Here is a 22,811-nt window from a genome sequence, read left to right on the forward strand (position 1 = left end):
GCTATAGCTATACTTGATTTATATTCTTCATTGAAACAAAAAAAGAGTCATTTCCTTTTCGACCTATCCAAACGCCAAACGGAATAAGTCAAAAAAAAATGTTACTTTTGCGAGGTTTTAGGTGTCTAATAAATAACGACTGCTGAAAATTTTCATTTATGAAGAACAACAAAAATGTATTTGATAATGTGTTACAACTCATTGGTAACACTCCCTTAATCAAATTAAATAGAATGACCGCTGACTTCGATGGTGACTTTTACGCCAAAGTAGAAGCGTTTAATCCAGGTCATTCTTCTAAAGATAGAATTGCATTATATATTATTGAAGAAGCTGAGCGCCAAGGTATTTTATCCCCTGGTGATACCATTATAGAAACGACGTCTGGTAATACCGGTTTTAGTATTGCTATGGTAAGTATTATTAAAGGCTATGAGTGCATTTTGGCTGTAAGCTCTAAATCTTCTCCAGATAAAATAGATATGTTAAAGTCTATGGGAGCTAAGGTTTATGTTTGTCCTGCGCATGTTAAAGCAGACGACCCGCGTTCTTATTACGAAGTTGCAAAACGTTTACACGAAGAAAATAAAGGATCTATCTACATCAATCAGTATTTTAATCAACTAAATATTGATGCGCATTACAACTCTACTGGTCCAGAAATTTGGGAACAGACAAGTGGTGAAATTACACACTTAATTGCATGTAGTGGAACGGGAGGAACAATCTCTGGAATTTCAAAATATTTAAAAGAGCAAAACCCTAATGTAACAGTTATTGGTGTGGATGCTTATGGTTCTGTATTACAAAAATATCACGAAACGCGTGAGTTTGATGATAAAGAAATTTATCCATATAGAATTGAAGGTTTAGGGAAAAATTTAATTCCTACAGCAACCGATTTTGATGCCATAGATCGGTTTGTAAAAGTTACCGACGAAGAAAGTGCACATACCGCTAGAGAAATTTCTAACACAGAAGGTCTTTTTGTAGGTTACACAAGTGGTGCTGCCATGCAAGCGATTAAGCAATTACAAGAAGAAGGTGAGTTTAAGCCAACGGATAAAGTCGTAGTGATATTTCCAGATCATGGATCACGTTATATGAGCAAAGTCTATAATGATAAATGGATGGAAGACCAAGGCTTTTTTGATAGTAAATCTGAAGTGCAGGCTACTATTGAATATGTAAAATAAATTATTTTTTTATAATATACACCTATCATAGGCAACTGTGATAGGTTTTTTTATGCTTATTTTTTAGCAGTTTCAGTTTTTATAGCGCTTAATTTTTGTCTATCGTTTTTACTTAAATATTGTACGGCAATGCGATTTTCTGGTTGATTGTCAACTGTATAAAGTGTAAATAAAAATAACAATTCTAAAGGCTTCATCAAAATGTAAACGATATCTGAAACGAGTTTAATATTGAATATGTCATAATATTTATGAATTAGGTCTCCGATGTTATTGTAGTTCTTTCTAATAACCTTGTGAATTTTAGGACATTTATCTTGTACTAAATCTTCAAAGGCATTAGAAATTAATAATTGTCGGTTACAAATTATTTTATGGCCATGGCGCTCGCCATATCTAATAGGTTTTACAACGGATTGGTGACCGTTTGCTCCAACCGAACATAGAAAATGACCTCCACATTCAACATTTTCACACATGTAATCTAATTGTGAAAAGCCATGTTTGTAGGTTTCTGTAAAAGCGCTAATAAGACTGTCTGGTTTTTGACCGAAAAGTAATAGGAATAATGATAATATGATTAAAAGAGGAACTAATATTAGAGCTAAAACTGGGTATTTGAAAATGGGTTCTAATTTTAAAATAGATAAGCTTAATTTCCCTATTATGTTTGTTGAACGCAATTCATTTTGCTCTATATGGAGTTTTAATAGTTTCTGGTTTTTATTTAATTCAATGAATAATAGTAGGATGATAGGTACATTACCTAAAATCCACATGAATAATCCTAGTTCCATTGGGTGAATATGAAAACACAGCAGGACATTAATGATGAGTCCAAGTATTAAAAATGAATTAGTAAACAATTCTACAATAGGAGGTAAAACACTTTTTTTGAAAATTGAAATGCAATAGAATAGGGTATAGGTGATGAGTAACGTATAAATTCCTAATCGATGTTCGGGTGAAAATAAGGCACTATCTGTGCAACAATCATTTAAGACTCCAACATCGGCGTTTAGAATGAACGCTGTAGGAACAATAACAACTGTCCATATCTGAAAGGCTTTGAATACTTTTTCTGTTGTTTTTATTCTGCCTTTAATAATATAAAAGATAAAATTAAAAACGACAAAGCTTATTGGAATTACAACTAGTAAAAAGATTATTGGAAACATAGTTATGATTTGGTTTTCAAGATAGCATTAATGTGTTTTTACAAGTTTAATTCTTTTATGAATATAGTTTTTAAAACTCTACATACTAATTGATTTTGCGTAATTCATATTATATTTCTAATAATAGGTTCTATTTAAGACTTAACAATCATTTGCATTATATAGTAAATCATCAAATAGAATCTCGTCTAATGTTTCAATAATAGTATGATCTTTTGCGAACTTGATGTCTAATTCTTCACGTTGAAGTTCTACATTAAATTGTTTGCTTGTGTCCGGACTTATCCATTTTCCGTTTAAACTATTTGAGTTTTCTTCTAAGAACAAAACGCCAGAGAAGTTCCTTTCAACCATGCAGTAGTTGTTTTGTTCTTGATTTGTGGTAACATTTAATAATATCCATTTGTCTTGATTCTCGTATTTATACATAGAATAAAAAAATGTAGAACCTCCACAAGCATGTTCTTGTTCTTTTAAGTACAACGCTATTTTAATGTTACTATTTAAAGTGCCTTTGTATAAGTCAGATCTTAGTTCTTCATCATTTATTTTGATGGTCTCAGTAATAATTTCAGGATTGTAATTTTTTGTTGTTTCACTAATTTCTGAGAAGGAGATTAAACCAGCTTCACTTTTAGTTGGTGTCTCTTTATTTTTACAGGAAAGAATTACGAGTACAATAATTATAAGAATGTTCTTCATTTTATTTTTTATAAGTTCATTTTTTTTCAATTAATTAAGGACATGTTGTTACAGGGTTTCCGCAAAGCCATTCTATGTCTACCCAACCAGATAAACCATCAAATTCAATTTTAGCCCAATTGGAACAGATGTCCTTTATTTTTACGGGTCCACTTTCTCCATCAATAGAACCTAAACTAGTTCCTGTTTCTGGAACATCTAATAAGTTTATTTTCTTTCTAGTCCATAAACCAATGGTTGACATATGCGTCCAACCATTTAGATTTGTTATATCATAACCATAATGAACACTTGAAATGTTATCGACCTTGAACCAGCCATCTTTGTAGTCTGTAGCATGTAATACAAATTCGTCCATTTTGTTCAATTTTAAAACGATATTTCCATTAGGCTCATCTCTAATATTGGTATCACTTCCACTATCATCACTTAATGCCACATTAAAAGGTGAAAACGTACAATCTTGTGCGCAAATAAAAAAGCTGTTGATAATGCATAAGATAATGAGTGATTTTTTCATGATTTCAGTTGTGCTTAAAATGTTTAAATAGGTATTAAATAACATCAATAACTTTCTCTAATATATAGTGTGTGGATACAATAATAATGGCAATAACAATAATGACGAGTAAACGAATGATGGTCGATTTTTTAGTATTTATCAGTCTTTTGCTTAAATAAAACACATCACTAAGAATATATATAATGGCAATGATGCTTCCAAGAATTAACCCAATTTGAACAAAGGCTAAATCGTAAATGATGTTAGCTATTTTTTCAAAACCATTAGAATCAATTAATTTAGGTCCTAAAATAATTCGCATATAACCAAAAGCAGCTATAAACGCTAATATTGTCCAAATAAGGTAGTTTAAAATTCTTTTTAACGCTTTCATCGTTCTTTTTCGAGCTTGTTATGCTTCAATGTTATATAAATAAATCCAATATCTTTTTCCGAGATATTCGATCGCTTTGATTTTCTCAAATCCTCTTTTCTCATAGATGGTTCTGGCTGCATCCATAAATTCTGAAGTATGAAGTGCCATATAGGTTTCGTTTGTATCCTTGGCAAATTGTATACATAAATCCGTTAGTTTTTTACCGATGCCGTGACCTCTAAATTCAGTATGAACACCTAAAAATCGAATGTAACTCCACTGTTCATGAAAGAGTTCTGTAGGATTTCCGCTAGGAACTAAATATATCATTCCGATGATAACTGCTTCTTTTTCACAAACGAAAACAGTACTTAGTTCAATGAGGTTGACTAACTTTTCATCGCTTTCGAGAAAGGCATTCATTTTATTCCAGTTCTCGAGGGTTAATACCTTAGAAAATTCTGAATAGGAAGCTTTGCCAAGTGATTTTAGTTGGTTAAAATCAGTTAGGTTTGCTTTTCTGTAAATTAAATCGGCTTTCAATTTATAACATTGATAGTTTAGTTTTTATTATTTTAAATCATTAAGGTCCTTTAATAAAAAACAAACATCAGTTTTAGTCATTCCAATATGCGGATAGTAATATTCTGCAGCTGGTGCGGCCAATAAAATAAGCGTTGCTTGTGGTGTTTCTTTCTTTGTTAATCTAATGAGTTCTTTTCCTATACCAAGTTTTTGATAGGCTTTATCAACCGCTAAATCTGATAAATAGGTGCAGTACACAAAATCGGTTACAGATCTTGAAACTCCTACTAATTTATCGTTATCTCTAGCGGTAATGATTAAGTTGGCATTGTCTACCATGGCTTTAATTCTTTCGGAATCATCTACAGGTCTCCGTTCACCAAGTGTCGATTTTATTAGTACCTCTTTAAACTCAGCTGGAGATAAATTATGTTCTACTTGATAGGTTATCATCGTTATTACCGTTTAGCATTGTTATTTATGCACATAATTTAGTAATTAAAAACCAAATTGAATCTAAATAACTTTCGAGATTCAATTTGGTTTTTGTTAGTATGTAAAAAAAGCTATATATCAAAAGTATTTTATTATGCCGAAATTTTTTCAAATACCTGTTCCATTTCTTCAAAAGCTTTACGCTGGGCAGGTGCTAATAATGTGTCTTTTATTTTTCCTGTAATGATTTCTAAAACATTGCGGTAACGTTTCTGGCTTTTACCGAAATAAGCATGCATCATTTTGTTTGGTATAATGTATGTCATTTTTAGTGTATTGTCTTTTTCAAAATGCACCTTCATGCCGTGCATTGCACTCTTCTTTAGAATAATACAATGTTCCATTTGCCCATGAGCATTTGTTCTCACATCCCAACTGTCATATTCTTTAGAACATTCAAAAGTTGATGCTTTTGTTTTTAAATAGGTGTTAATTGCATCTAAAGAGTTGTACTCGTTTTTAGTTGTTATTGATTTTTCCATTGCTTATATCATTTGGTTTTTATCAGTTGAAAAGCCACCTTAACACATAAGGTAAAAGTGGCTTTCAATTTTTGGTTTAATAGTTTTTTGGCGCCTTACTATTAAAACACTTTAATTAATATCTAATTCACAGCTACTTTTTTAACTACTGTTCCGTTTTTAAAATCTAGTTTTAAAACATAGATACCGCTTGCTAAATAATTTATAGGTATTTCGCTTTCTATACCTGTAGCAACTTTATGTCCTGTAATAGTATAAAGGGCATAGTTTTCTAATTTAATGTTGTTAGATGCTATTATTTTTATGGCATCTGTCGTTGTTACTACTTTTACGTCGTTGGTTAACTCAGCCTCTGAAATACTCAAAACAGCATCTTCTGTTACTGGATTAAAACCTGTCCATAAAGCTCCAATATCTGTTACATAAGCAGCTAATGTTCCTGCCGGTATATGCAAAGCTGTATTACTACGATCAAAAATAAACGTATCGTTTGCTCCAGTGGTTATTGTAGGTGGTATCATAGCTAAAGACGTAACATTAGCTAATAATGGATTATTACCAAAAGCAAGTAAACCGATTGAAGTAATATTACTTGGTATAGTTATATCTGTAAGATTATTGTCTACAAATGCTCCAATTCCTATTGATTCTACATTAATACCTAATGAAAGATTCGTAATAGAATTAGTAGAAAAAGCGGTTAAACCAATAGCAGTTACGCTATCTGGAATAGACACACTTGTTAAATTATTTATTTCAAAAGCTGAAGTTCCAATAGTAGTGACACCCTCAGGAATAATGACATCAGTTAATCCTTTATCATAAAAAGCGGAACTTCCGATTTCTGTAACATCAAATACAGTTACATTAGGAACAGTAATAGAAGCAGGTATAGTAACGGATGTGCCATTTGCAGCTTCATAATCTGTAACTTTAGCAGTTGTTGCAGAAGTAGCTTCAAATACCATTTTAAAACCTGTCCATAATGCACCACTATCAGTAACATATTCATTGGTTGAATTACCTGTTAGAATTAAATTAATATTACTACGGTCATTAGCAAAACTATCATTAGTTCCTGTAATAACAGTTGTTGGTGTTGTCGCTAAAGCAATAATGGCATTTAATGGATTATTACCAAAAGCATTTGCACCAATACTAGTAACACTATCGGGAATAATAATACTCGTTAATTGGTTATTTCTAAAAGCACTACTTGCTATATCCACTACATTGTTTCCTATATTAGCATTTACTAAGTCATTATACGCAAATGCTTGACCACCAATACTCGTAACACTATCAGGAATTATTATATCTGTTAAGCTATTTCCGTTAAAAGAATTTTCACCAAGACTCAAAATACTATTAGGAATAGTAACACTTGTTAATTGATCACCATTTACGATACTACCCATAAAAGCCATATTACCAATACTAGTAACATCATAAGTTGTAACACTAAAAGGAACTGTAGCAGGTATATTAACTATTGTGCCACCAGAAAAATCATAATCAATAGCCTCAACTGTGTCAGGAGATACAGAAGTAACTTCATAAGTTATAAAACCTACAATAAAAGTATCGGCAATTGCTAATGGTGTTGCTTCCGTTACTGATTGAAAGCCTGTCCAACCTCCAGATGCATATGCAGCAGAAGTACCGCTTGGTATCGTTAAATCAATAGCAGCGCGATTATAAAAAGAATCATTGATACCTGGAACATATATAGTAGGAGGTATTGTAGCTTGTGAAGTTACTGTTGCTAAAGGATTACTTCTAAACGCAGCAAAACCAATATCTGTTACGCCACTTGGAATAGTAACATGAGTTAAATTATTAACATAAAAAGCACTTGAACCAATGCTAATAACACTATTTGGAAATGTGATACTAGTTATACTGTTATTTGCAAAAGATTGTTGCCCTATACTAATAATATTATTGGGAAATGTGACAGCAGTTAATCCCTTGCCATTAAAAGAATTAAATCCAACAGCAGTAACAGCATAAGTAGTTAGGTTATTTGTTGTTGTAGCAGGAATATCTACTACTGTGCCACCAGCGGAATTATAACCTGTAGTTTCAACTTCGTTAGGCATAACAGAGGTTACTTCGTAGGTTATAAAGTCTTCCGTAAAAGTATCTCCCACAGCTTGCGAATACCCTATCAAAGAGATAAATAGGGTCGTTAAAATAAGTAGTGATTTTTTCATAATTTTTGGTTTTAAATTAAAGTTTAAAGTAAAATTTGGTCGTGGTTTAGTAATCCATTTTTATAAGGTTTCCACTTAAGTCATAACTAAATGTAAATGTGGTACCTCCATGTTCTGGTTTTAACATTATGGTATATTCGGTTTTAGAAACATCTCCATTTTTTGGAAACTTTACAAATGCCATAGATAATGTTGGGTTCTCAAGCTTTTTATCTGCTGTTAATTGGTTGCTAGCTTTTTCAGCTAATTCTCCTAATGTTTTTAGATTAATGTTATCATCTAATTGAAAGATATAGTCTTCTGCTTTTGTGCCTTGTGGCACCTCAAGGGATATTTGTTGATTTTGTGACCAAACACTTTGCGTTTGATTCCACTGTTCCATTTTTAAAGAACTAGGATCTTCGGTTACAGTAACACCTATAATATTCCCTATAGATTTATTATGAGTAATTGTTAGATCTGTATAATAGGCATCGTTGCCAAATTCACTTTTTATGTCGCTTTCTATACCCGAAAAACCATCTGCTGTTGCTGGTTGTTGTCCCGAGTTTCCTCCACAAGCTATTAATGTAGCTATTGCTATTGCTAGTACTATGGTGTGTTTAAATGTTTTCATTTTATTTGGTTTTTAATTAATTCTAATTTTCGTCTATATCGACGTCAACTTCTAGATCGTTTCCAAAGAATAGAAACAAAGCTCCTCCACCAACAATTAAGAGGATTCTAATAATCCATCCCATAGTATTACCCCAGGCATCTACCCAAGAAAGCAATCTAATATTGTAGTTGAAAATTGAAAGAATTATGGACATAATTCCCATGGCAGCAAGTAGTAATCCGCCTTTGCCTAAGTTTGATTTAATAGTTTCCATATATAAAATTTATCGATTTGAGAGATAAATGTATATGGTACAAGCGAAGAAAAAAACAGGAAATCTATGTCTGGTATATTAAAATAAATAAGTGCCGCACTTGAAGAAATATCCGTAAAAAACAAGACTAAAAACTGTAATTGGCTATTTTTTAGCGTTTTATATTTTGGTCCAGCTTAAAAAGGTATTAAGGAAGGATTCCTTTTTTCGAGTAGATACTGGTATTTTTTTTCCATTCTTAAGGTGAATAGTACCAGATTTATCATAGCGATCAATAAACTTTAGGTTGACCATAAACGATTGATGTGGACGAATAAAATTAGCTTTAGAAAGTTGGTTTTCAAATTCTTTTAATGTTTTTGAAACCATATGTTTTTTACCATCGTTACAATAAAACGTCGTATAACCTTTGTCTGTTTCACAGAATAGTAGTTCGTTTAAATCTATAACTTGAAAACTATCTTGAAGTGATAATATGAGTTTGTGATCCTCATTATTCCAGATCTGTTTTACAGTCTCTATGTTTTGCTTTTGGACTTTAAGAGGCACTGTAGAAACTTTTTGTAGTGCGGATTTAAGATCATCTATATCAACAGGTTTTAATAAATAGTCTACAGCACCTATTTTCAAGGCTTTTAAAGCATATTCCTCATAAGCAGTAATAAATATAACTTTGAAAGGTAGATGTTCAGTTTGCTCTAAAAAATCGAAAGCGTTACCATCCGTTAAATTAATATCAAGAAAAATTAATTCGGGTTTACAAGTTGTCGTAACCACAATAGCATCTTTTACAGATTCGCATTCTCCGATGACTTCTATATCACCATCAATTAATTGTAATAAGTTGCGTAATCCTTTTCTAATATATGCTTTGTCTTCTACGATTAGTGATCTCATTATGCTAAATCTATTTTATAAGGGATTACTAAAGTAACTATAGTTCCTTGTGCGTTATATTTTTTTCTATCCTCAATATTTATAGAGCCTTTCATCTTAAAATCTTTAGCTAAAACTTTTAATCGCTCAGAAGTTATGGTTGTCGCTAATGATTTTTTATGTCGATTTTTAGGTGCTTTTTCTGAATCTATCCCAATCCCGTTATCTGTTATGGTGCAAATTAACTCTTTATGGACATACTTAAGCTGAATATCAATTTTACGATTGTCTTCTTGATTTTTAAAAGCGTGTTCAATTGCATTTTCGATAAATGGTTGAATGAGCATTGGTGGTACTTTAAATAACATTGTGTCTATAGTTTCGTCTACCAAAATAGTATATTGAAAAGCTTGACATTCTTCTAAATTTTGAAGTTCTAAATAATTGCTTACTGCTTCCAACTCTTCGCCAAGCAGTACTATTTTATCTCTAGAGTTCTCTAAAATAATACGCAATAATTTTGAAAATTTAGATAAATAAAATACCGCTTTTTTGTCTTCTTTATTTAAAATCATGCCTTGCAGAACAGATAATGAATTAAAAATAAAATGAGGTGTCATTTGTGAGCGTAACAATTTCTGTTCTATTTCTATATTTTGCGATTTAGATTTTTCATTTCGTATTCTTAAAATGAAAATTATAGTCCCCAAAATTAAAACCATGACTAAAAATCCAATAATACCAAGTAATAAATTACGTTGTGATTTTTTTAAATCTAGTGATGTTGTATTAACTATTTTAGTCAGCTTTAATTCTCTAATGCTAGCAGAGTCTAAGGCTTCTTTATACTTGTATTCATATTCTAATTGCGTTATTTTTTCAATATTATCTTTATTAAAAAGACTATCGTTTAAAGTTTTAAATTGTTTAAAACTTTCAAAAGCCTTTTGGTAGTTATTGGTGTTTTTATAGATTTCACTTAGTAACTCTGAAGCTTTTTTTTGTGGTTCAAGTAGTTCTAGATCCTCTGATAATTTCTTGCCATTTAGAGTAAAAGGAAGTGCTTTTTCATATTTTTTTTCTTGTATATATGATTCAGAAATTCCTAAGAAGCAATAAGCTAAGTAATCCCTTTTATTAGTCTCTTCACTAATGGCTTTTGCTTTTATATATTTTTCTCGTGCAGTTGCCGGTCTATTAAGTAATAGATTAATTTCTCCAAGATTGATAAAACATCCAATAATTTGTTTTACATTATTAACTTCTTGACTCATTTCTAACGCTTTGTCATAATATTTGAGTGCCTTTGGATATGCTTTCTTTTGTAGGTAAATAGTACCAATATTGTTATAATTTGTAGCCACTAGGCTTTTATTCTCTTTTTTTAATGCGTAGTCTAACGATTGTTCCTGGTAGTCTAAAGCGGTATCATATTTTTCTATGGATGTATAAATATCTCCTAGGTTATTAAGTACATGCGCAGTCCCGAGAGTATCTCTAATTATTTTTCTAAATTCTAAAGCCTTATTTGCAGATTCTATAGCTAAAGGATAGTTGCCTTGTACTTTGTAAAGTACACTTAGATTATAATTTATAGATGAAATATTTACCTTATCATTAATTTCTATACTAATATTTAATGCCTTTTTGTAATTTAAAATAGCTTCATTGTACCTTCCTGTTTCAGAGTAGACATTCCCAATATTTAATAGGCTATTAATAAGATTGATTGGTTTTCCTTGACTTTTTTGAATTTCAAATGTTTTTTGATAATAGAGTATAGCTTCGTCGTATTCAGATTGAATAAAATGAGTAATTCCAAAGGCATTATAGATTGCGGCAATACCACTTTGGTCGTTAATAGATTCATAATGCTTAAGTGAGCCTTTAAAAAAGTCTAAGCTTGCTTTATAATTAGATTTTCTGCTTTCGAGAATGCCTTTTAAGTATAAGACTTTGGCTTTACCTTTTGTATAATTTAAATCATTGCTTAAATCTTCTGCTTTACCGAGGTATAATTTGGTTGTTTCTAAATCGTTTTGAAAAGACGAAAATGCAACACCATATAATAGATTCACTTTAGTGGAATCATTTTCGTTATGTATAGATAATTCTTTTTTAAGACTATCTATAACCGTAGTTTGCGAGAACAGATTTGTAGAAATCGATAGAAATAAAATAATAAGAAATGAAACGATAATCTTCATAAAAATTGAATGGCTATAATTAAGACTTTCATTATAAGCCTTTGTAATTAACTATCAAATAAAATCAAAATAGTTATAATATGGTATACCAATGTACAAAGAATCTTTTTCTGAAGAGACTGAAGACATAAGTGTACTGTTTTAACGAATAAGCGTTTTTAAGTAAAGTCTAAAAAGTGATATCTACCAAAATCTATCAATTAATATTTTTTGAATAATTGATAATGATAGGCTATTGTTCAAAACTTAGTTAATACTTAATTAAATAAATTATGCATTCATAATATAATTAATTAATTTTGCGAGCACTAACTAGATTAAATTAACTAAAGATTATTGATTGATAACGCATGATTTTTTGTGTAAACAATTGATTAACAGTAAACTTAAAGCATGAAGGATTTATTTGCGAAGATTTATAAAGATAAGGGACCACTAGGGAAATGGGCAGCTCAGGCTGAAGGTTATTTTGTGTTTCCAAAGCTTGAAGGTGAAATCTCTAATAGAATGAAGTTTCAAGGAAAAGATGTTATAACTTGGAGTATCAATGATTACTTGGGTTTAGCAAATCATCCTGAAGTTAGAAAAGTAGATGGTGAAGCAGGTGTTAGATATGGTTCTGCATATCCAATGGGCGCAAGGATGATGTCTGGTCACACAGATTTACACGAGCAATTACAAAGTGAACTTGCTACTTTTGTTAATAAAGAAGCGGCATACTTATTAAACTTTGGATACCAAGGAATGGTTTCTACCATTGATGCTTTGGTTGCTAAAGATGATATTATTGTTTATGATGTAGATGCACACGCATGTATAATTGATGGTGTACGTTTACACATGGGAAAACGTTTTACCTATAAGCACAACGATATTGAAAGCTTAGAGAAAAACCTTGAGCGTGCTACAAAAATGGCAGAGCAGACAGGAGGTGGAATTTTAGTAATTTCAGAAGGTGTTTTTGGAATGCGTGGAGAACAAGGCCGTTTAAAAGAGATTGTTGCACTTAAGAAAAAATTCAACTTTAGATTTTTTGTAGATGATGCTCATGGATTTGGTACACTTGGTGCTACTGGAGCTGGTGCAGGTGAGGAGCAAGGTGTTCAAGATGATATCGATGTATATTTTGCAACGTTCGCAAAGTCAATGGCTAGTACAGGTGCATTTATTGCGGCAGATAAAGAAATTATAGATTATTTAAAATATAACTTACGTTCTCAAATGTTTGCTAAGTCCTTACAGATGCAACTCGTAGTAGGTGCATTAAAACGTTTGGATATGTTACGTACAATGCCAGAACTTAAAAAGAATCTCTGGACTATCGTTGATGCGTTACAATCAGGTTTAAAAGAACGTGGTTTTGATATTGGAACGACTCAAAGTTGTGTAACTCCTGTATATTTAAAAGGAAGTATTCCTGAAGCTATGGCTTTGGTAAGAGACTTACGTGAAAATTACGGAATATTCTGTTCTATAGTAGTTTATCCCGTGATACCTAAAGGATTAATTTTATTAAGAATGATTCCTACAGCAACACATACTTTAGAGGATGTAAAAGAAACTTTAGATGCTTTTGATGCCATCAGAGAACGATTGGTAAACGGAACTTATAAAAGAATGTCTGCAGCATTAATGGCAGCGATGGGTGAATAAGTAATCACCTAACGCAATATAAAATAAAACGGTCATCGCATAAATTGTGATGACCGTTTTTTATTTATTATGTTGTTCTAACAACTAGCAACCAACCAGTCATTAGACTCTACAAGTCTTTTCGCAACGTTTTTCTACGTACATAAATTTCAGGATCAAAATGCTTCCATATTTGTTTGATGGCAACATTATCTTCAAGTTCTGGTGTTCTATAGCAGGTTTCTATGCCTTTTTGTTTAAAAGTTTCATAGTATTCATTAAATATTACAGCATGAACCCCTTTGTTTTGATACTCCGGATGAATTCCTATTAAGTAAAATATAACGTCTTTGCTATTCTTTTTAGCTTTTAGAATATGCGAAAAACCAAATGGAAATAATTTACCATTAGCTTTTTTTAAAGCACTAGCAAATCTAGGCATAACAACAGCGAAGCCAACTAGTTTATCGTGTTCATCCACTACAAATTTGATATATTCTGGATTAACAAAACTGATAAATTTCTTTTTAAAATATTCTTTTTGAATATCTGTTATTTCAACAAAAGACGATAAGGACGAATAACTTTCATTAAACAAATCAAACATACGATCTGCATAAGGCATTACTTCTTCTGTTTTTGTGAGATTAAGTGCTCTTAACTTATAGCGACGCTTAATAAGTTCTTGAGCCTTTTTAAAGAACTCTGGTTTTACATTTTCAAAAGGGAATTTATTTTCTGAGTATGCTTTTTCAATACTGTAGCCATGAGTAGTATAGTGGTTAATATAATAGGGATGGTTATACCAAGTAATCATGGTTCCGAGGTGATCAAAGCCTTCTGTCATTACTCCAACCTTGTCTAAATTAGAAAACCCAACAGGTCCTTCTGCATAACTTAGTTGTTGTTCTCTTCCAATATCTTCTACGGATTTTAATAGTGCCTTACTGACTTCTAAATCATCAATAAAATCAAACCAACCAAAGCGCATTTTTTTTATGCCTTGTTTGTCTACTTCAAGCCAATTAATAATGGCAGCAATTCTGCCCACAATTTCTCCTGCTTTATAGGCTAAAAAAAATCGTGCTTCGGCATCTTTAAATATTGGATTTTTTTCTTTGTTGAAGGTTTCTAATTCTTGTTTAATAATAGGTGGAACCCAATTTTTAGAGTCTTGGTATAATTTAAACGGGAAACGAACAAATGCTTTTAAGTCCTTTTTTGATGTGGCTTCTTTTATTGTTATCATGTAGTTAGGAAAGGCTATAAATTAAGACTCGAAATCATCTGTTTTCTTTTTCTTTTCTTTTTTCTTCTTTTTCTTAAAATTACCGTCATTGCCATTACCATTATCAATTTCTTTGTCCTTATGGAAATCTAAACGATATGAAGCTCCGAAAGCAATATTAAAGACCGTTGGTGTGTCTTTTGTGTTGAAGGCAATATTAGCATCTAACTGAAAATCTTTGGACCATAGGTAAGCACCTCCAAACCTAAAGATATTATCAGCATAAAAATCACTTTTAATGCCTTGCGTTTCTCCAAACACAACCCATTGTGGTGTGAACGAATGTGTTAAAGTAAAGATATATTGAAAATCAGATTGGTCAGTTCCAATTCTATCTTTAATTAAATTCATCACAAAAACCCAACCTCCATTAAAATTGTTTTGCGTTGCGATCATTACTTTAGGGCTAAATCCTTCAATATCTGGAGCCGTGTATGGATTGTTTTTTGAATCAAAATTTGCACCTACATAAACTGAAACAGCAGGTATTAAAGATTTCCAACTAAATTTACTGTTGGCATGGTAACTATATAAATTTGGTTTCGCTTCTTCAGCATTTTTATACGGATCATAAACCAAATATTTAGCACCAAGCGTAAAGTTTTTAAAATTAGAACGCTTGTCTTCAACAGGAATCAAAGCGCTATTGTATGTAATATTATCATTCTGATAAACTCCATCTAATGATAATTCTAACTCTTCAAAAAATAAACCGTAACGCAAACCAAAATCGAGACCAAATCCTGAGACGTCATAATTAGCGAGGGCATGTTCTTCTTTTACGGTAAATGCTCCAGCTTCAAATTGCACAATTCCCGTTCCTACAGAAAAAGCACTTTTAGATACACCAGGACGATTAGAGTTAATTACTTCGGTATATTGGGCAGAAGCAGAATTAAAACTGATGGCAAGAATTATAGTAAGTATTGATTTGAGTATTCGCATTATTTATGGATTTAAAACCATTCGGTCTATTGTAGATTGAAGTCAAATATAGATATTTTATAGTTTTTTTAAGGAATTATATCGGATTATAAATGAGTATAATCGTATTTTTGATGATTATATTATGTTTATCATGGGATTACTGAGAACTATTTTAATTATTTTACTCGTTTACTTTGGCTTTAAGATTTTAGCACGTCTTTTCGCGCCTTTATTACTAAAGTTTGTTGCTAAAAAAGCAGAACAGAAGTTTGGAGGACAATTTGGTGGATTCCAAAATCCTAACCAGCAAAGACAAGAACAAAAGCAAAAGGAAGGCGAAACGGTAATCGATAAAATGCCTAACGATAATAAATCTTCAAATCAAAAAGTAGGAGAATACATCGATTACGAAGAGATTGATGAATAGGTTTCCTTTGAATAAAGGATTCTCACGCACTATTTCAAAAAAAATAACTACTTTTCAGAATCATTCAATCTAAAGTATTCTCATGACATTTTCTATAAAACGTTTATTACCACATGTCTTAATTTTAATAGGGTTTGTAGCCTTGTCTTTAGCCTATTTTAGTCCTGTTTTACAAGGCAAAAAAATCAACCAAAGTGATATCATGCACTACATTGGTATGGCTCAACAACAAAAAGAGTTTGCCAAAACCACGGGAGAAGAAACCTATTGGACTAATAGTGCATTTGGCGGTATGCCAACCTATCAATTAGGGGCAAAATATCCGCACAATTATATTAAAGAACTCGATTTAACCTTACGGTTTTTACCACGACCAGCAGATTACTTATTCCTATATTTTATAGGATTTTATATTTTATTATTGGCTTTAAAAGTCGATTTTAAGTTGGCGGCATTGGGAGCATTAGCCTTTGGGTTTTCAACCTACTTAATAATTATACTTGGAGTTGGACATAATTCTAAAGCGCATGCCATAGCCTATATGCCTTTGGTTTTGGCAGGTATTGTACTCACTTTTCGGAAGAAATACATACTCGGATTTTTCTTAACAACTATTGCTTTAGGTTTAGAGATCGTAACGAATCATTTTCAGATGACTTATTATCTCCTTTTATTAGTGTTAGTTTTAGGAGTGGCTTATCTCGTCGATGCTTACAAAAAACAACAATTGCCACATTTTTTTAAGTCTGTTGGATTACTTTCTATTGCTGCGATTTTAGCTGTTGGGTTAAACGCTACAAATATTATGGCGACTCAAGAGTATGTTAAAGAAAGTACACGAGGCAAGAGTGATTTAACTATAAATGTAGATGGATCTCCTAAAGAGGTAACTTCAGGATTAAGCAGGGAATATATTACGGAATATAGCTATGGTATTTTAGAATCTTTCAATCTCTTTATTCCAAAATTTATGGGCGGAGGAAATTCTGAAGATGTAGGTAAAGATTCTGAAACTTATAAAGCATATATTAATTTAGGAGCTTCTCCAATTGATGCATTAGATGGCGCAAGAAATGCACCAATGTATTGGGGCGATCAAACCATAGTTGAAGCACCAGCGTATGTGGGTGCAGTGATTATTTTTCTTTTTGTTTTAGGATTGTTTTTAGTAAAAGGGAGATTGAAATGGTGGCTTTTAGGTGGCACATTATTATCGTGGATATTATCATTAGGGAAAAATTGGTTGTTTGTGGAAAACCCTCAACCAGATAGTAATCCTATAACGAATTTCTTTATTGATTTTGTTCCATTATATGATAAGTTTAGAGCCGTAAGCTCTATCCAAGTGATTTTAGAATTATGTATTCCTGTTTTAGGAATTATGGCTTTAGTTCGTTTATTTAATGATTTTCAGAAGGATGAAGAAAAACTAAAAGCCTTAAAATATTCAGTTGCAATCACAGCAGGTTTAGCTTTAATCTTTTTAGTATTTAAATCTTTTCTATTTGATTTTGAAAGTTTCAGAGATGATCAATATATTGGTGCATATGGACAACCTTTTATTGATGCTGTAATTAAAGACCGTAAAGCATTGATGACTGCAGATACGTTGAGAGCTTTGGTTTTAGTATTGCTTTCAGCAGGAACTATTTTTATGTTCTTAAAAAAGAAATTATCTGAAAATTTAGTCGTAGTTATATTTGCTGTGTTAATCCTTTTTGACTTAGTTACGGTAGATAGAGAATATGTTAATAATGATAATTTTGTATCTGCCTTAAAAGTAGATAAACCTTACCAAGCGACTAGTGCTGATTTAGAAATCTTAAATGATAAAAGTCATTTCAGAGTTTTAGATATGTCTAATGAAGGACAGCGTAAACCTGCAAGGTCTGCCTATTTTCATAATTCGTTGTTTGGTTATCATGCCGCTAAACTAGGTCGTGTTAATGAGTTGTTAGAATTTCATGTGTATAAAAACAACATGAATGTCCTTAACATGCTTAACACTAAATATATCATTGCGGAAGAACAAGGCCAAATTTTTCCTTATACTAACACAGATGCTAATGGCAATGCTTGGTTTGTTTCAAAACTTCAAGTTGTTGCTAATGCCAATGAGGAAATTATGGTGTTAGACAGTTTAGATACCAAAAGTACAGCTGTTTTAGAAAAATCAGTGGTAAGTGAAAATAACTTAAAACCAGTTTATCAATTTGATTCAACAGCAACGATTCAGTTAAAAGAATTTAAACCTAACTATTTAAAATACGAATCCAACAATAGAAACGAAGGTGTAGCGGTATTTTCTGAAATATATTATAGTCATGGTTGGAATGCCTACATTGATGGTGAATTGGTTCCACATTTCCATGTGAATTACGTATTGAGAGCTTTAGAAGTTCCAAAAGGAAATCATACAATAGAATTTAAGTTTGAACCGCAGGTTGTAGAAACAGGAAGTAAAGTCGCTTTAGCGAGTTCTATTGTTTTAGGAATATTGCTTTTAGCAGGTTTGTTTTTTGAAGTGAAAAAGCGAAAAGCTTAAATTGTCATTCCTGCGAAAGCAGGAATCCATAATTAGCAAAAAAAAGTAGATTTCTGCTTTCGCAGGAATGATAGAAATGAGCAAAAAAAAAGTACTCATAATAACCTATTATTGGCCACCAGCAGGAGGTCCAGGCGTGCAACGTTGGTTAAAATTTGTGAAGTACTTGCCTAAATTTGGAATTGAACCTATAGTCTATTGTCCTGAAAACCCGAACTATCCTATAATGGATGAAAGTTTGGTAAATGAAATTCCTGATACAGTTACTATTTTAAAACAGCCTATTAATGAACCTTATGTTTTAGCGAGTGTGTTTTCAAAAGGGAAATCAAATAAAATAAGTTCAGGAGTCATTCCTAAAGCTAAAAAGCAATCGTTTATTGAAAAAACGATGCTTTATGTGAGAGGGAATTTCTTTATTCCCGATGCGCGTAAAAACTGGGTTAAACCTTCCGTTTCGTTTTTATCAGATTATATTGAAAAACATAAAATTGAAACCATAATTACAACAGGTCCACCGCATAGTTTACATTTAATTGGCCTACAGTTAAAAGCAACATTAGGAGTAAAATGGGTAGCCGATTTTAGAGATCCTTGGACTACTATTGGGTATCACAAAGAGTTAAAATTAACAGAGGCTTCAAAAATTAAACATCTAGGTTTAGAACAAGACGTGTTAAATTCAGCGGATGAAATTATAGTAACTAGTAATCATACCAAAAATGAATTCCTAACTAAAACGAATCAACCAATTTCTGTTATTACGAATGGTTATGATTCACATTCGGTTAGGGTAGAAGGGAAGGATGAGCTCTTTACGTTATCACATATTGGGTCGTTATTATCGGAACGAAATCCTGTGGTGTTATGGGAAACACTTTCAGAATTAATTAAAGAAAATAGTGCTTTTTCTGAAGCTTTCAAATTGCAATTAATTGGTGTAGTTAGTGATGATGTCATTGAATCCATTCATCAAAATGGATTAAAAGATCATGTCAATATTGTTGGTTATGTGAATCATGATGAAGCGTTAAAGTTTCAAATGAAATCACAAGTATTATTGTTAATTGAAATCGATTCAGAAGATACCAAAGCGATAATTCCAGGAAAAGTTTTTGAGTATCTCATTTCTGAAACACCAATTTTAGCAATAGGCCCAAAAGATTCAGATGTAGAACAAATCATCAAATCTACCAATACAGGAACGTATTTTAACTACCAGCAAAAAGCGGAATTAAAAACGCAACTCTTAAGCTATTTTGAAGCGTTTCAAAACAATGCATTAAAAGTAAATGCTATCGGTCTACAACCTTATAGCAGAAGAGCTTTGACTGAAAAATTAGCAGGATTGTTAAAACACGTCTAAATTTCACCCAAAGTGACAATACCCAGAAGCTTATTAATAGGAATGTTCCCTGGAGGGGACTTTAGGGGTGTTTTCGATCAACATTTTAAAATTTGAGATTAATTAATCGTATTTTGCTTCGCTATGGGAATTGTATTAAACCAGTCTTTCAAAAACACCATTACAACGTATTTGGGCTTTGGTATTGGTGCCATTAATACGCTTTTTCTTTACACCAACTTTTTATCAGATCAATATTATGGACTAGTTGCTTTTTTGCTTTCAGCGGCTAATATTATGATGCCTTTTATGGCCTTTGGAGTTCATAATGCTATTGTCAAATTCTATTCATCTTTTAAATCAAAAAACAGCATTAATAGTTTTCTAACTTTAATGCTATTTCTACCGTTATTGTTTATTATACCAACTGGTTTTATAGGTTATTTTGCGTATGATGCTATTGTTAATTGGCTTTCAAACGAAAACCAAATTGTAGAAAATTATGTCTGGCATATTTTTATTCTAGCTATTGCTATGGCTTATTTTGAAATCTTTTTTGCTTGGACAAAAGTGCAAATGCAAACTGTTTTCGGAAATGTAATGAAAGAGGTTTTTCACCGCATAGGTATTATGATATTACTTTTTGCGGTGTATTTAGAGTGGTTAACAGTAGACAATTTCATAGTTGCAATGGTTGGAGTTTATGTTTTACGAATGCTAATTATGAAACTTTATGCGTATTCAGTAAGATTTCCAAAGTTGAACTTTCAAAAATTAGAAAATCAATTTTCAATATTAAAGTATTCGGCTTTAATGATTATTGCCGGTTCGGTAGCCATGCTTATTCTCGATATCGATAAGTTTATGATTGGGTTAATATTACCAGATATTGAGCAGGTGGCTTACTACAGTGTTGCCATTTTTATAGCTACAGTTATTGCTGTTCCGCAACGCGCTATGCATCAAATTATGTTGCCATTAACGGCTAAATATCTTAACGAAAACGACAAGGTAGCTTTAGAAGATTTATACAAACGCAGTTCTACGACGCTTTTAGTAGTGAGTGGTTTTATTTTTCTATTAATTATTTTAAATATCAATCAGCTTTATGAAATCCTTCCAGAGGAATTTACAGGAGGCCTATTTGTTGTGCTAATTGTAAGTCTGGCAAAACTGTATGATAATAGTTTAGGGAACAACAATGCAATTTTATTTAATAGTGATTATTACAGAATGGTGTTATTTTTTGGTGTCTTATTAGCGATTATGGCCATTGTGCTGAATGCCGTTTTTATTCCTATTTATGGTATTGACGGTTCTGCTTTTGCTACGTTTTTGGCCGTGTTTATTTATAATACCATCAAAATAATATTCGTAAAACAGAAATTTAATATGCTACCATTTACAACAGGTTCTGCTAAGGTTGTCCTCACACTGATTGTATTATCGTTGGCATTTTATTTTTGGGAATTTCCATTTCATCCTGTTGCTAATATCATGTTGAAATCTGGATTAATTGGTGTCGTATATCTTATTCTTATTTATAAACTGAATGTGTCTGAAGATATTTCAGAACAAATAAAAAAGTACCTAAAACTTTAGGTACGTATTAAAACAAGAAATTCCCGCAAGGTGCTTTGAGGCATACTACATACGGGAACTTCTAACCAACCAAAAAAACTTTTTATCCTCTTGTTCGTCTTGAGCTAGATCTTGTAGAACTTTGGTTGCTTGTTCTACTTGTGCTAGATTTTGCCTTTACAGACGATGACGTTGTTCTATTAGATATACGAGAATTAGTTGTCGTTGGTTTTCTAACCGAAGAACTATTTCTTGTCACTGTATTATTAGACACAGAAGAACTACTTCTGGTCACATTTCTATTTGTACTTCTAGTTGGTGTTACACTAGTAGAACGTTGCGTCTGAGTTCTACTTGGTGTCACAACTCGTGTATTCGTTCTTGTTGTTGTACTTGTCGTTGTTCTTACAGGTGTTGTAGCTCTTGTCGTTGAACGTGTAGGTGTCACCGCTCTAGAAACACGATTAGTACTTGTTCTACTGGTTGCAGCTGTACTGCGTGTAGTAGTTCTTGTATTAGCCTCACTTAAACGTGTTGTTCTTGCAGTTGCTATAGTTGCATTTCTACGTTGTGCCTGAGTTCTAATATTACGTTCGGCACTGTTTCTCGGAGTTTGCGCATAACTGATACGTGTTCTAGTTGTGGTAGTCGTTCTTCTTACAGCATGGCCATTATCACGTCTTCCAATGTTATAATGTCTAACATTATTAGTATAAGGTCTGTAATAAATATGTCTTACAGGTGTATAATATTGTCTGTATGGGTTTACATGTACAACACTAAAGTTAACATGTGGTGCCGCATAAAACTGGTGCCATGGTCTATAAACATAAGATCTGTTGTATATGTTGATGTAGCCATCATATCTATAAAACACATTGTTTCTGTAGTACACATTTAATCCTCCAACGTTACTAATTCTACCAAAACTATTGTAGTTGATAAAAATGTTTCCAATTTGATTTACACGTCCGTAATAATCATAATAGATTGGTGTATTTTCAATTTGAATAATAGCTCCAAAACTATCATATTGTAAATAAGGATTATAATCATAACCAGAGTTAAAACTCAAACTAAAACCAGGAGTGTTAATTCCGACGCTTACATCTGGTCCATAATTTGGTAAATAAAAATCAAACTGGCCATCTGCAAAAACAGAAAATTCAATTCCCGCTTCATTAAATATGAAAGAATTGCCATAACCTTTCACATAGTTATTAATTGAAGACTCTGCTTCTGATGTTGTGGTGGTAGTTGCGAATGCAGTTGTGCTTATAGCGACTAAAGCTGCAAATAAATATATAATTCGTTTCATAATAATTGGGTTTTAAATTAAACTCGGTTAGTATAAAACAAACAGCGTGCCAAAAATATAAATCCCTGATTGTTAATGTGTTATTATTAAAGGTAACCGAAATATCTACAATTAGTGATAT

Annotated in this window: 21 protein-coding genes; 6 read left to right on the forward strand and 15 right to left on the reverse strand. The window is 32.0% G+C overall.

The annotated features are described in order from the left end of the window. Window positions 1-158: 158 nt before the first annotated feature. Window positions 159-1,196, forward strand: coding sequence for a PLP-dependent cysteine synthase family protein (locus HM992_RS11220; protein WP_179319716.1), 1,038 nt, complete (start codon window positions 159-161; stop codon window positions 1,194-1,196). Window positions 1,197-1,252: 56 nt separating this feature from the next. Here the strand turns inward: HM992_RS11220 and HM992_RS11225 are convergent, their stop codons facing one another. The 12 genes from HM992_RS11225 to HM992_RS11280 form a co-directional block, all read right to left on the reverse strand. Then, window positions 1,253-2,374, reverse strand: coding sequence for a DUF6688 domain-containing protein (locus HM992_RS11225; RefSeq protein ID WP_179319717.1), 1,122 nt, complete (start codon window positions 2,372-2,374; stop codon window positions 1,253-1,255). A gap of 141 nt (window positions 2,375-2,515) precedes the next feature. After that, window positions 2,516-3,076, reverse strand: coding sequence for a hypothetical protein (locus HM992_RS11230; RefSeq protein ID WP_179319718.1), 561 nt, complete (start codon window positions 3,074-3,076; stop codon window positions 2,516-2,518). A 34-nt stretch (window positions 3,077-3,110) separates the two neighbouring features. After that, entirely contained in the window at window positions 3,111-3,596 is a 486-nt protein-coding gene (locus HM992_RS11235; protein ID WP_179319719.1) for a hypothetical protein, read from the reverse strand. Between the two features lie 34 nt (window positions 3,597-3,630). Continuing rightward, window positions 3,631-3,972: a hypothetical protein gene (locus HM992_RS11240; protein ID WP_179319720.1), complete on the reverse strand. Its 342-nt coding sequence runs from the start codon at window positions 3,970-3,972 to the stop codon at window positions 3,631-3,633. A gap of 18 nt (window positions 3,973-3,990) precedes the next feature. Next, window positions 3,991-4,497, reverse strand: coding sequence for a GNAT family N-acetyltransferase (locus HM992_RS11245; protein WP_179319721.1), 507 nt, complete (start codon window positions 4,495-4,497; stop codon window positions 3,991-3,993). A gap of 27 nt (window positions 4,498-4,524) precedes the next feature. Continuing rightward, the gene (locus tag HM992_RS11250) at window positions 4,525-4,932 is read right to left on the reverse strand and encodes a GNAT family N-acetyltransferase (RefSeq protein WP_179319722.1); all 408 of its coding nucleotides are present in this window, start codon (window positions 4,930-4,932) and stop codon (window positions 4,525-4,527) included. 134 nt (window positions 4,933-5,066) lie between these two features. Then, window positions 5,067-5,456, reverse strand: a complete 390-nt coding sequence (locus HM992_RS11255; protein ID WP_179319723.1) for a hypothetical protein — start codon at window positions 5,454-5,456, stop codon at window positions 5,067-5,069. A 122-nt stretch (window positions 5,457-5,578) separates the two neighbouring features. Then, entirely contained in the window at window positions 5,579-7,672 is a 2,094-nt protein-coding gene (locus HM992_RS11260; protein ID WP_179319724.1) for a leucine-rich repeat domain-containing protein, read from the reverse strand. Between the two features lie 46 nt (window positions 7,673-7,718). After that, window positions 7,719-8,288 (reverse strand): hypothetical protein, encoded by a 570-nt coding sequence (locus tag HM992_RS11265; protein WP_179319725.1) that lies wholly within the window; start codon window positions 8,286-8,288, stop codon window positions 7,719-7,721. A 22-nt stretch (window positions 8,289-8,310) separates the two neighbouring features. Then, entirely contained in the window at window positions 8,311-8,544 is a 234-nt protein-coding gene (locus HM992_RS11270; protein WP_179319726.1) for a hypothetical protein, read from the reverse strand. A gap of 159 nt (window positions 8,545-8,703) precedes the next feature. Further along, on the reverse strand, window positions 8,704-9,441 hold the full coding sequence (locus HM992_RS11275; RefSeq protein ID WP_179319727.1) for a LytR/AlgR family response regulator transcription factor: 738 nt from the start codon (window positions 9,439-9,441) through the stop codon (window positions 8,704-8,706). After that, complete coding sequence (locus tag HM992_RS11280; RefSeq protein WP_179319728.1) at window positions 9,441-11,627, reverse strand: tetratricopeptide repeat-containing sensor histidine kinase; 2,187 nt, start codon at window positions 11,625-11,627, stop codon at window positions 9,441-9,443. The genes HM992_RS11275 and HM992_RS11280 overlap by 1 nt, the downstream gene beginning before the upstream one ends. A 393-nt stretch (window positions 11,628-12,020) precedes the next feature. Between HM992_RS11280 and HM992_RS11285 the strand changes: the two genes are divergently transcribed. Next, entirely contained in the window at window positions 12,021-13,280 is a 1,260-nt protein-coding gene (locus tag HM992_RS11285; RefSeq protein ID WP_178985085.1) for an aminotransferase class I/II-fold pyridoxal phosphate-dependent enzyme, read from the forward strand. A gap of 109 nt (window positions 13,281-13,389) precedes the next feature. Here HM992_RS11285 and HM992_RS11290 read toward each other — a convergent pair whose 3' ends face one another. Both HM992_RS11290 and HM992_RS11295 read right to left on the reverse strand, forming a co-directional pair. After that, window positions 13,390-14,508: a GNAT family N-acetyltransferase gene (locus tag HM992_RS11290; protein WP_179319729.1), complete on the reverse strand. Its 1,119-nt coding sequence runs from the start codon at window positions 14,506-14,508 to the stop codon at window positions 13,390-13,392. Between the two features lie 21 nt (window positions 14,509-14,529). Further along, window positions 14,530-15,492 carry a transporter gene (locus HM992_RS11295; RefSeq protein ID WP_179319730.1) on the reverse strand — a complete coding sequence of 321 codons (963 nt, stop codon included), beginning with the start codon at window positions 15,490-15,492 and terminating at the stop codon, window positions 14,530-14,532. A 133-nt stretch (window positions 15,493-15,625) separates the two neighbouring features. Between HM992_RS11295 and HM992_RS11300 the strand changes: the two genes are divergently transcribed. The 4 genes from HM992_RS11300 (at window position 15,626) to HM992_RS11315 (ending at window position 21,393) form a co-directional block, all read left to right on the forward strand. Then, window positions 15,626-15,901: a DUF4834 family protein gene (locus HM992_RS11300; RefSeq protein WP_178985087.1), complete on the forward strand. Its 276-nt coding sequence runs from the start codon at window positions 15,626-15,628 to the stop codon at window positions 15,899-15,901. 82 nt (window positions 15,902-15,983) lie between these two features. Then, on the forward strand, window positions 15,984-18,446 hold the full coding sequence (locus tag HM992_RS11305; RefSeq protein WP_179319731.1) for a YfhO family protein: 2,463 nt from the start codon (window positions 15,984-15,986) through the stop codon (window positions 18,444-18,446). A 76-nt stretch (window positions 18,447-18,522) separates the two neighbouring features. Continuing rightward, the gene (locus HM992_RS11310; protein ID WP_179319732.1) at window positions 18,523-19,812 is read left to right on the forward strand and encodes a glycosyltransferase; all 1,290 of its coding nucleotides are present in this window, start codon (window positions 18,523-18,525) and stop codon (window positions 19,810-19,812) included. 123 nt (window positions 19,813-19,935) lie between these two features. After that, complete coding sequence (locus tag HM992_RS11315) at window positions 19,936-21,393, forward strand: oligosaccharide flippase family protein (RefSeq protein ID WP_179319733.1); 1,458 nt, start codon at window positions 19,936-19,938, stop codon at window positions 21,391-21,393. An 82-nt stretch (window positions 21,394-21,475) separates the two neighbouring features. Here the strand turns inward: HM992_RS11315 and HM992_RS11320 are convergent, their stop codons facing one another. Next, a complete protein-coding gene (locus HM992_RS11320; RefSeq protein WP_178985091.1) occupies window positions 21,476-22,690 on the reverse strand; it encodes a hypothetical protein in 1,215 nt (404 codons plus the stop codon). Between the last annotated feature and the right edge of the window lie 121 nt (window positions 22,691-22,811).

This window comes from Winogradskyella helgolandensis (genome assembly GCF_013404085.1).
Taxonomy (GTDB): domain Bacteria; phylum Bacteroidota; class Bacteroidia; order Flavobacteriales; family Flavobacteriaceae; genus Winogradskyella; species Winogradskyella helgolandensis.